The 10,538-nt window shown below is 58.5% G+C and carries 7 protein-coding genes; 1 reads left to right on the forward strand and 6 read right to left on the reverse strand.

Translation table 11 applies throughout. The features are described 5' to 3' along the window. Both IE158_RS12755 and IE158_RS12760 read right to left on the reverse strand, forming a co-directional pair. Positions 1–554, reverse strand: a 554-nt coding sequence (locus IE158_RS12755) for a hypothetical protein (protein WP_229839120.1), incomplete at its 3' end; no start/stop codon positions are given. 477 nt (positions 555–1,031) lie between these two features. Further along, positions 1,032–1,262 carry a hypothetical protein gene (locus tag IE158_RS12760; RefSeq protein WP_126352910.1) on the reverse strand — a complete coding sequence of 77 codons (231 nt, stop codon included), beginning with the start codon at positions 1,260–1,262 and terminating at the stop codon, positions 1,032–1,034. A 184-nt stretch (positions 1,263–1,446) separates the two neighbouring features. On the opposite strand from IE158_RS12760, the gene IE158_RS12765 reads away from it, so the two are divergent. Next, the gene (locus tag IE158_RS12765; RefSeq protein WP_189644096.1) at positions 1,447–3,993 is read left to right on the forward strand and encodes a helicase domain-containing protein; all 2,547 of its coding nucleotides are present in this window, start codon (positions 1,447–1,449) and stop codon (positions 3,991–3,993) included. Positions 3,994–4,107: 114 nt separating this feature from the next. Here IE158_RS12765 and IE158_RS12770 read toward each other — a convergent pair whose 3' ends face one another. The 4 genes from IE158_RS12770 to IE158_RS12785 all read right to left on the reverse strand — a co-directional run. Beyond that, entirely contained in the window at positions 4,108–6,270 is a 2,163-nt protein-coding gene (locus IE158_RS12770) for a DNA-primase RepB domain-containing protein (RefSeq protein ID WP_189644097.1), read from the reverse strand. Next, positions 6,267–6,458 carry a MerR family transcriptional regulator gene (locus tag IE158_RS12775; protein ID WP_189644098.1) on the reverse strand — a complete coding sequence of 64 codons (192 nt, stop codon included), beginning with the start codon at positions 6,456–6,458 and terminating at the stop codon, positions 6,267–6,269. The genes IE158_RS12770 and IE158_RS12775 overlap by 4 nt, the downstream gene beginning before the upstream one ends. Before the next feature lie 1,383 nt (positions 6,459–7,841). Continuing rightward, positions 7,842–8,330, reverse strand: coding sequence for a hypothetical protein (locus IE158_RS12780; RefSeq protein WP_189644099.1), 489 nt, complete (start codon positions 8,328–8,330; stop codon positions 7,842–7,844). A gap of 345 nt (positions 8,331–8,675) precedes the next feature. Further along, on the reverse strand, positions 8,676–10,538 hold a 1,863-nt coding region (locus IE158_RS12785), incomplete at its 5' end, for a restriction endonuclease (RefSeq protein WP_229839121.1).

The following is a 10,538-nucleotide window of genomic DNA, read 5'->3' on the forward strand; positions in this document are numbered from 1 at the left end:
TCTGCTTCTTCTGCCTTGCCCAACCTGACCCGTTCCAGCTCGGCCCAGGCGGTGCGGCCCGCTCTAGCGTCCGCATCGAGGTCACGCCAGCGCACGCCGATCAGGTCATCGTGGCGTACCCGCACCCGCTCGCGGGTTCCAGCCAGGACTTCGTGCGGACGCAAGGACAGCGCCCAGACCTTGCCGGTCACGGCGGTCTGCCCGCGCAGGGTGCCGTAGTGGTCGCGCTGGTGCAGTACCCCGGCCTTTTCCAGCGGGCGCAGGTTGCGCCAGACCGTCGAGCGGTTCACTTCCAAGTGGGCGGCGATGAGGTCGAGCGGCAAGTGGAAGCTGACCTGGGTCGCGTGCTGCTCGTGCAGTCCGCGCTGACGCAGGACCGTGAGGCCAATGCGAAACAGCAGCCGGTAAATCCGGCGGGCGGTGGCCGGGCACTCGGCGGTGTCCAGGCACTCGGTCAGGGTGTCCAGGGGGTTCAACTCCAGCGCACCCGCACTGCTACTGCTATTCCTGGGCGTTGGGATATGAAGGGTGGTCACGTCGTCTACGCGGGGCAACGAAGCGGGTATAGGTAATACATCTACAGCTGTGAGCGCAGGAGCAGGAGTACTTCCCTGCTGGGAAAGGTTGGACAGCAGATCAAACAGTGGGCCAGTGGCTGATTTCGGATTGTCACATGATTGACGTGCCAGGAAGGCCTTGAGAAAGGGAGAAGATTTAGATTCTGTCTCAGTCTTTCGGGAGTCTGGTGTCTGTTGCTTGGGGTCCCTAAGACTTATACGACTTGGAGAATGCTCCAGAGTCATGATCACCTCGACGCGCTTATCCTGGGATATTGACCCAGGCCGCCCAGCCGCGTACACTGGACGCACGAAAGCCGCGTTGCTTTCGTCCTTAAAAAACGAAGCAACTTAGTTTTGACGTAACCCCTCGCTAGGACGGCCATCCTTTGATGCGGGGGGTTTCCCTTTGGCTACTCGGCCATCGGGTTAAGCGAGATTGTAGCACCGGGCACGGGCCGGAGCGCAAGCAGACTAATGGCTCATCCGCTGCCTGGCCTCGAGGATACGGGTGAGTTCATCCTCCGGGACGTTTGGAAGTGCCGCCCGCGCTGCTTCTGGTGTTGCGTCCACACCCAGCATGTCCAGCGTCAGGGCAGCCGTTTCGTACTCATTGCGGCAGGTGGCCAAGCGGCGCTTGGGGAGTTCACGCTGGGCTCGTGGCGTTTCTAACTTCTCAGTGAGTCGCTGGAGCTTGGTAGCCATGTTTTAAGTGCACCGGCCATCATTTCTGTAACGTACGGGTACGATGCCTGTTGAGCCGGCTTCGGAAAAAGCCCTTTCGGATTTGACGGTCTGGGGCGTGTAGGGTACAGAGCGCAAATGAGCCACAAAATCTCAGCTGATTTGGGAAGATGAAGATATCTCAATCTTTCCAAGGAGCATTGCTATGCCGCATACCCATCCCGCATACCCAGAAGAGGTAGGCCGCCTCGGTCAAACCTGCCAAGAGATAGACGCCAAAATCGGGAAATTGGAACGTCAGGAAATGGATCTTTACCAAGTCGCCCAGTTCAAAGGCATGGATTTGGACAGTCTGCGTTCGGTGGCTGACCACCCCTACTTCATGCGTTTACGACTGAGATACGAGGATGGCAGCGTTAAAGACGTTTGCCTAAGCGAAGGTGTCCACGATATTCGCTTGCCGGACACGTATATCTGCGGGATTGGCTCCCCTCTGCGCCAGCAGATTCAGCACCGTCAGGTGCGAGAAGTGGAAATTGTCTCGGACTCTGGCGCAGTCCGCACGGCTTATCAGCTTCTTCGCCGTCAATTGAAAATTGAGCAGAGGATTATCACTGCTCTCTCTGACGTGATGCCCCTTGCAGACGGCGAAGGAACTGAGCAGGAGACCACCGACGTATTCGCGCAACTGGGACAGGAATATCTGGTTGACCAATTGGGGCGGGAAGCCAGTGCCAAGGCCAGAAGCATACTGGCAACCATCTCTGAGCGGCAAGATGAGCTGATGTCCTGGCCGACAGACAGGCTCCTAGTGGTCAACGGCGTAGCGGGCAGTGGTAAGACTGCCATCGCCTACCATCGGATTCCCAGCATGCTTCACAAGGAGAGAGTCGGCAGCCGAGAAATCAACGAGAAGAAAATTGCCGTGTTCGTGCCGAACAGTTTCTTGCTGGGGTATCTCAAGCAATTGTTACCGCGTGCCGGTGTGAATAACGTCTTCCAAACAACTCTCGAAGACTGGGCGAAGAGGGTTGTCAACCAGGGAGAACGCCGCATTCGGCAACTCGGTGATGAGACTGCCAAAATCATCTTTGACCCTAAGTCCGATGTCAGTGAGAAGCAGGCTGCCATAGCGAAAGCTGGTATGCGTGGTCGGCAGGAAATGCAGATGGTCTTGCGGCATTTGCTGGCTGACCATCTCACAAGACAGCTGGCTGATCTGAGTGCCAACTTGCCCAGGACTGGTTCCTCTACAGGAAAATGTGGACCAGAAGACTTGACAGCCACCGGTCAGGCGGCCCCCGTGTTGCAGCTGTCTCTAGCTTCTGTGCGGGAACTTGTGGAGCAGTGGCGGGGAGAGCCGGCAGAGGCGGACTGGAAGAGTCTCAGGGCCAATCTGCAGACAGAAGTGAACCGACTGATCAAAAAAGCGCTGCCGAAAGAAGTGGCTCTTCTGGCGGAACGGGAGGGGCAGGACCCGGCAGTCTGGATTTCCGAGGTTAAAGGCCTTACTCAGCGACTGGGACAATTGGTAGAAGGTTTGCTTCCAACTACTGGAGCCTGGGATACCTACCTGCTTTTGGTTTCCGATGAGCAGAAAGTTAGTGCGGCGGCGTCGCGTATCTTCACGGGTCCAGCTCTGAAAGTGGCAACTGAAGCGCTGCACCGCACTCCGAAGCCAGTGGGTGAGGACGGCACCCGACCATTCGAGCCGACGGATGTGACAGAACTGCCCCTGGTTCTTGCGTTGAAGATCTTGCTGGAAGGCGTTCGACCTAACGATGCAGCATTACGCGACCGCTTCGGCTCCAGCGGGCAATTCGATTATCTTGTGCTGGATGAGGGACAGGATCTCTCGCCTCTTCAGTACGCCTTGCTGAGGCGCTATACACCCGCTGGTCGCGCCGCCATTTTTGGCGATTTGCGTCAGGGCATCCATCGTTACCGGGGGATTGGCAGCTGGGACGTGGTCTGCCAAACCTTTGGCACAGGCGAAGACGAAGTTGAGGAACTCACTCAAACGTTCCGGACCACACAGGAAATCACTGCCCTGGGGAACTTCGTTCTGGAACGGGTAGCGCCGAACGCGCTCAAAGCCGAAGCGGTTCCCCGCCCCGGCAGCCCTGTACATTTTGTCCGCTATAGCACCAAAAACCATTTATTGCCCCTTCTGACACATGAAGTGAGACGGCTGCAAAGAGAGGGGGCAAAGAATATCGGTATTGTGACGCGCTCCCCTGCCGAAGCCAGCAATCTGTATGAACGGGTTTCCAAATCGAAGACAGCTTTCAAAGTTGATAGCCGTACCAAGGACTTCGAGGATTACGCTGGGGGCGTCGCTATCGTACCTATCAGCGTGGCCAAAGGACTGGAGTTTGACGCAGCTATTGTCGTCAATGCCGATGTTGATCACTATAACCCTGCCATGCCATACGACGGCTCGCTGCTCTACACGTGCGTAACCCGTGGCCTGCATCATCTGACACTTTTCGCTTTGAATGAATTCACACCACTTCTAGGAGAAATACCATCGCCCGAAGCAGGGAAATGCCCTATTAGCGGCCTCGAAATCACTGATAAGGGGTTTCACAAGCCACCTACGCATGCAGCAGGCCGTACAAGGCGAAAGGGACAGGAACGTGGTCCGGGGGCCAATCAGGATGGAATGGTGCGCACATACGATGGACGTTTCGACTCTATGCCCAGTTATGAGGGGGATGGGTCCCGTGATAACCCCTGGTACGACCGCTAACGCACTTACTACTTAACAATCCGCTCCACGACTCTGATCCAGAGTGGTGTCTTGCCGCAGATCACCACGCCAAGTATCAGCCCAAGCAGAAGCTGGGTGGAGGTCTGAGACGGGTTACCGTAGACGGGAAGCCGACGACGGTAACCCGATTTTGCTAGGGAGAGATACGGCCTGTAGAACCCGAACTTCTTTCACATCTAGGTAGTAGGGGCTTTCCCCATCCCTCAGCCGTTCCAGCTGCGCCGCCGCCCGCTCTGCCCGCCGCCGGCTGTAGGCCCGCTGCTGCTCAGTTTTGGCAAAGGTCGCCCCCACGCTGAACTGGCGTTGCTCGCGTTCAAGGTTGTTCATGTAGGCCGCCCTGACTGCTTCTTGCTGGTCAAGCATCAGTGCCCAGTACTGGTCTTTAAAGCTCTGAGCGCCGCCCGTGATGTTTGCCAGTTCCAGCTGCTGGGCCTTCAGCTGCGCCGCCGTCATGCCGAGGTCTTCCGCCAGCCGCTGGGGTTCAGCTTTCGGGGTGACCGCCTGAGCGATAAGCAGACCAGAGAGTCGGGCCGCCGCTTGCTGCCGCCGCCGCTTACGGGGTTCTGGGTTTATCACTAAGGTATTTTTGCTAGGGCTAGGGAGTACCTTAGTGATAACTTTTTCTTCCGTCTCAGCCGCTGTTTTTTGCTTCTCTGTGCTGCGCCGCACTTCCAGCGTCTGAGGTCGGAAGGTGTCGCCTGCAGGTCGGCTGAGGGCCACGCCTGCCGGGTTCTCTGGCAGGCAGATGACCACGCCGCGCCCAGGGTGGGCCGGGTCAATTGGAATGAGGCTGACCGCGCCCAGTTCTGCCAGGGCTTTCATCTTGCCGGCGGTGTTCTGGTAGTTGTCGGTAGGGTTCACTTTGTTATGCCAGCCGTTCAGCCCGCCCACCTCCAGCCGGGCCAGGCCGCGCCATTCCGCCAGCAGGCCCTGGGCCGCAAAGCCGGCCAGGTGGCCTGCCATCTTCTTTAACCCGGCCCTGGCGCGGTGGTGCATGTCGAGGCTGTCCAGATGCGCCGTGACCTGCTTCAAATAGGCTTCCGGGTTCATGGCCCACTGCTGCCTGACCGTGTTCATGTCGAGGCTTGGGGGCTGGCTGGTCACGTCATCCCGCCCGCCGCCGATACCGAGTTCAGAGCGGGCCGCTCTGTCTGCCGCACGCTCATCCCCGCCGTGTTCCAGAATCCGCATGGCGTCATAGGCGTTCCAGGCCCGCCCTTCAGCGTCATTCAGGGGGCATGACCCGTTAAAGCTCAGCGCCCGCTCCAGACCGTCAGCACCCCCAAGAATCATCACGCCCGCGTTGCCGGTGCTGCTGGCCGGGGGTAGGTATTTGTCATCCTTCAGCCGGTAGCCGTTCCGCTCCAGAATCTCTCTGACCGTGACCGTCTCACGGTATAGGGTGCGAGTCTGCCCACCCTTTCCGCTGGCCTTCCTGGGCCGCCTGGGGGCCGGTGTGGGGCGCTGCACTTCGTCTCGCTGGGCCTGTGCTGCTGGCGTTGCCGTCAGAATGCGCTCCAGGGCCTCCGTGCTGACCCGTGCTTCAGGCTCGGCATAGACCAGGTTCACGGGCAAGGGCCGCGCCGGGTTCTTCAGGTTCAGGGTGCCCGGCTGTCTCAGGATGCGGGCCGGTTCTGCGCTGGCAGTGTCTGCGTCGAATGTTTCCGCCAGCGCCAGAAGCAGCTGCTTGGCTTCTTTGGGGCTGAAGGTGTCTTCAGTTCTCAGATACACGTGCAGCCCGTGGCCACTGTCCACAATGGCTACGGGGGGCAATTCGAACGCTTCGCACGTGTCGAGCACTTCGCCCATCAGCCGGCCCTTGAGGTCTTCCAGCAGCTCAGGGCTGGCCTGGAGCAGCTCAGCCTTGCTCATGCCGCCAAAGCGGGGTAGGTGTGCGAGGTCGCCCAGGTCAATCTCGAACCAGAGGCAGTCCAAGGGGAGAAGGTTCCCAACGCCGCCGCTGGAGGTATCCACGCGCCGCGCTACTCCGAAGTAAGCGTCTGCGCCGTGGGTATCTCCAGCAGACCCTAGCCCCTTTAGCTCAGGCCAGCTGAGCCAGCCCTTACGGGTCCGGCCTGCCTTGATAAACCGTTCTTCGATCACGCCCCCAGCAATGCCTCCATGAAGAAGTTCCAGCAGCTGCTTGAACTGGTTGCGGTAAATGGGCGTGTGGTTGCTGAGCTGTCCCTCTAGCTGAAAAATGTGGGGCGTGCCGATGGTACCAGACTCGTGCCATCCGCTGGTCGCCCCACTCAAGTCTGACCGCCTTTGTAACTCTGCAGATACTTATTCAGGCTGGGCATGTCTATGAACTGAATGCCGCTGATTTTCTGGCCGTCGATCTTACCTTCTCTGACCCACCGCTTTAGGGTGGAGGGGCTGACCCGGCGGCCTATAGCCTCGTGCGCACGCAGGGGCGTGAGCAGTTCCGGTGCTGTTTGCATGGACGTTCTTTCCGGGAGCGCTATGGCTGTGTCTACCGCAGGTAGGCTCCATTCCCGTATAGCTTGCAGCTATACGGGAGGATGGCTACACTAAGGACACAGCCGGCCCGGCAAGTGAACGTCGGGCGACTCCCTGTGAGGGGGTTTGGGTTGAATTCGTTTACGAGAACGTCGGCGTCGGTGCTACTAACACCTGCGCCGGATTTTTTTGGTCCGGCGCAGCCTCGGCTCTGAAGCAATTATATCCAGTGGGCTTTCACGTGTCTAGATTGGTCAGGATCGACTTGATTTCTCGCTTACTTTTTTCAAGACCCCGCCATCTCTAGACTTCGGTAAATTCAAATTACACCCTTTGAGTTTTCTGCAAGTGTTGTCAATCTTCGTTGACAACTTTGGTCAATTACATAGACAAACAAGAGCTGCCCAAAAGGGCAAACTTGTCTGCCCTCTCCTGTAGGTCCTTTTCCCCCACGGTGCCTTAGTGACCATCCCCCGTCCATCCCTACGGGGTGGCATGACCATCCCCCGGCACTTCCTCGCGCCCGTTTTATCTACTGATATGAGGTGTTTGACCATCCCCACCATATCTCCAGGGCATAACCCCATGGACCATCCCCATATATTCGATTCGACCATCCCCGACCATCCCCGACCATACCCACTGGCCTTGCTTGTCCATGCCCCACCATGTCCCTAGGCCCGCTTTGTCCATGCACCTCTGCCCACACCGGCCGGTTTAGGTGCTTTAAGGAGTGTTTTGGGTCACGTTTGTCCATGTACAACGTGACTGCGGAGCATAACCCCATGGACCATGCACTCGGGTCTGTTTTGACCATGTCACCATGCCCCACCATGCCCCTGGCCGTCTGTTTAGGAGCGTTAGCTCACTCTGCTGTAGCGAATAGGCAGAAGAAGCCGGGCACTCCTAAGCACCCGCTGCTAATCTGCACCCAGCGGGTGGAGCTGGGCACTCTTACTGCCCTGGTGTGGGGTCTGCGGTTCCTGGGCGTGCCTGCAGATGTAGGCGAAATTCGACCTGCCTGACTCACGCGAAGAAGCCGCCCAGTAGCATGCTCTACCACTGCTGTGTGGCAACCCGTGGGGCCTGAAACCGGCAGGTTTAGCCGAGCCAGGCCCGGTGCAGGGACCACCTGTGACTGGAAGTTGCGGGAGGTGGCGGCAGAGGTGCTGCCGGATGTGTGGGAGCCGGGGGCATGATTGTCTTCATGGCCGTTGCACTCGCCCTCTACGCATGGCCTATCTCAGCGTCATTTTGCCCGTTCAGCAACACAGTGTTTTGCTGTGTGCGTCTGTCGCTGCTGCTGTCTAGCCGGGCAAGCTCGGCAAACGGCGCTGCAAAGGTCACGTCTCGGAGCGGCATGTTCAGCTACCCAGCTCTAGCGCAAATGGCTCACCGGACACCGTGAGCGTTGTGACTGGCCACTCTACAGTTTGATCGGTACTTGTCTTCTGCGCTGCCAAGGCCTGGGCTGCGACTCTGTTCAGCGGTAGGAGTTCCACCCAGGCGCACCGCTGCCAGAGCCGGGATAACATAGCTTTGCGGGCACCTTCGGGCTGCACGGGGAAGACCACGGCGGCGTAGTCCATGACGGCCAGCAGCTCGCCCGCGAGGTCCGCGAGGAACGTACCGAACGGCGCAGCACGGGACACGCGCAGGGTGACGGCCAGCGTTTGCAGGCCAGGGGCCAGCTCTGCGAGCAGGGCGCTTTTGCCGTAGCCGCTGAGGGCTTCGAGCTGGACAGAGCGGCCCGCCCGCACCGAGACAATGACGGCCCGGCCTTCGGGTTCGTGGCCTACGAAGACTGGCGCGGTGGGCGTTGACGTGGCGAGGGTAGGGGTTATGGCGGTCAAGGGCTAAGCCTCCTTGAGTGGTTGCCAGAACTCGCCTTGCCCGCGCTTGGGCTGTGTGGCTGTCAGTTGTGGGTGGGTGGGTTGTTTACTTGCGGAACAGGGGTGCTGTGACGTGTTCGGTCAACACGCGCACCGCTTCAGTTTTGGGGCCGGTGCCGCTCCGCTCTGCGTCAGCCTGCACCATTACTCAGACCTTGCGGGGCATAGATAGACGGACAGTGACATTAGGCGACTTGGGACGGCCCGCGCCTGTGCGCTTGCCGCCCCAGTTAGCTAACTTACTGCTGCCCGTCATGGGTTGAATGTTAGCAGGGAATCAAGATGATTGGGGAGAGAAATTTCAAGTTACTGGTCTACTTTCTCAAACACATCTTTTAGCTCACTCACTACATCGTACTTGAGAGGCAGCCCTGACTCGGCGGCCAGGACAGCAAAGTGTTCGCGCCCGCAATCAATCTTCAAAACCTCTTTTTCACGGAGAGCACCTGTCCAGAGTGTTCCCTTCGTCTCAGCCACAAAGCAGAGTTTCTCATGGCCGTCCAGGTGCAGCAAAATAGCCCAGTCGGGATTGTAGTCACCTAGTGGTGTTGGCACCCTGAACCAGCCCGGCAGCTTGGCATAGACCTTGACGTCGGCGTTCCGTTCCAAGTCCAGAGCAAATGCCTTTTCCACGTCTGAGTCGTAAATCACATGCTGGTAGGCACCTTTCTTTGATTCGAGGATGTCCTTCAGCGTGGGAATAGGGTCTTCCAGCAGAGACTGGGCATATTCCTCACCAGATTTGTTGTACTTGATACCGCTGACCAGCAGCCCCACCTTCTTGGCATTGATGGCGGTAGCCGCCATCTCGATGAAGGCTTGCGGATTCTTCTTAAAGTCGCCCAGGCGCTCAGAGTCACGCAAGATGGCACTCAGGGTGCGGCGGGTGAGTTCAGTGCGGTCTTGCAGGCTGCCAAGCAAATCAGGCAACTCCAGGTCATTCTCCTGCAAGGTGATGGGAGCATGAGTCTCAATGTCGCCTACCTGAATGCCGCCCCGGTTCACTTCCAGCGTAGCGACCGTGGTCTGTACACGGGTACGTGGTACCACGGGCATATCGTTCAGGGCCTTCACGCACTGGCGGATGAGTTCAGCCGTATCCACCTCGACTTCGTAGGTGGTGCGGGCCTTGATGCGGTTCCAGAGTTCCTTGAATTCCGGGTCGTCCAGCACGGCGCGGTTGGGATACACGGTGCGCCCTTCATCAGCGTTGCGGATGCTCAGGCCCCCGGCCATCTTCTTCAGGATGGCGGTAACTTCGGCGCGGACGGGTTCAAACTGCTCTGGCAAAGGCAGTGTTTCGGCCTTCAGTTCCAGGCGCAGCTTGTCCTGCACCTTGTTGTCGCTGCCTAAGTAGCCTTCTGCCCGCAAGTAGGCGTGTAGCTCTCCAGACTTCTCAACGCCCAGGGCCGCAGTCTGACCGCCTTCAGTCACCACCTGAATTCCAGCAAACTGATGGGCTTCTACTACACCAAACTTGATTTGCAGGTCATCCTCAATTTCCTTCTGGAGATTATCGGCAAAGTCCTGATAAGACTCGTTGGCAATGACCGTCAGGATATTCACGCCTTCGTCACGCACCCGTTCGCCGCCTTGGTTGACGGCCAGACGCAGGCCGCGCCCGATGGTCTGCCGCCGCTCGCGCTCGGTGCCGATTTCGCGCAGCACGCAAATCTGGAACACGTTGGGGTTATCCCAGCCTTCGCGCAGGGCACTGTGGGAGAAGATAAACTTCAGCGGCGTGTTCAGGTCAAGCAGCCGCTCTTTCTCGCGCATGATGAGACTGTAAGCGTCGGCATCGTCAGCGGTGCTGCCAGACGTGTCCTTGGCACGGCCCTTTTTGTCCACGCTGAAATAGCCGTTGTGTACTTCTTCGGCAGGGATGGTCAGGTCTGCACCATCGAACAGGCCGCTGTACCTGGGATCTTTTCTAGCCCGGTTGTATTCCTCTTCAAAAATGGTCGCGTAAGGCCCCTTCACCACTTCGCCCGCTTCGTCGTAGGCGCGGTAGTTCTCTACCTTGTCAATGAAGAACAGGCTCAGTACCTTGATACCTTTGGGCCGCAGCAAAAGCTCTTTGTCCAGGTGCTCACGGATGGTGCGGGTAGTGGTACGCGAAATCCTTCCACATCGGCCCCACTTTTTAGGAGGGTGGGGCACACTGGAGGG

The sequence above is a fragment of the Deinococcus piscis genome (assembly GCF_014653275.1).
In the GTDB taxonomy this organism is placed as follows: Bacteria; Deinococcota; Deinococci; order Deinococcales; family Deinococcaceae; genus Deinococcus; species Deinococcus piscis.

What these genes read in the sequence shown, in the direction of transcription:
- IE158_RS12760 (WP_126352910.1), bottom strand. Translation starts at nt 1,262, where the DNA reads ATGGCTACCAAGCTCCAGCGACTCACTGAGAAGTTAGAAACGCCACGA.
- IE158_RS12775 (WP_189644098.1), bottom strand. Translation starts at nt 6,458, where the DNA reads ATGCAAACAGCACCGGAACTGCTCACGCCCCTGCGTGCGCACGAGGCT.
- IE158_RS12765 (WP_189644096.1), top strand. Translation starts at nt 1,447, where the DNA reads ATGCCGCATACCCATCCCGCATACCCAGAAGAGGTAGGCCGCCTCGGT.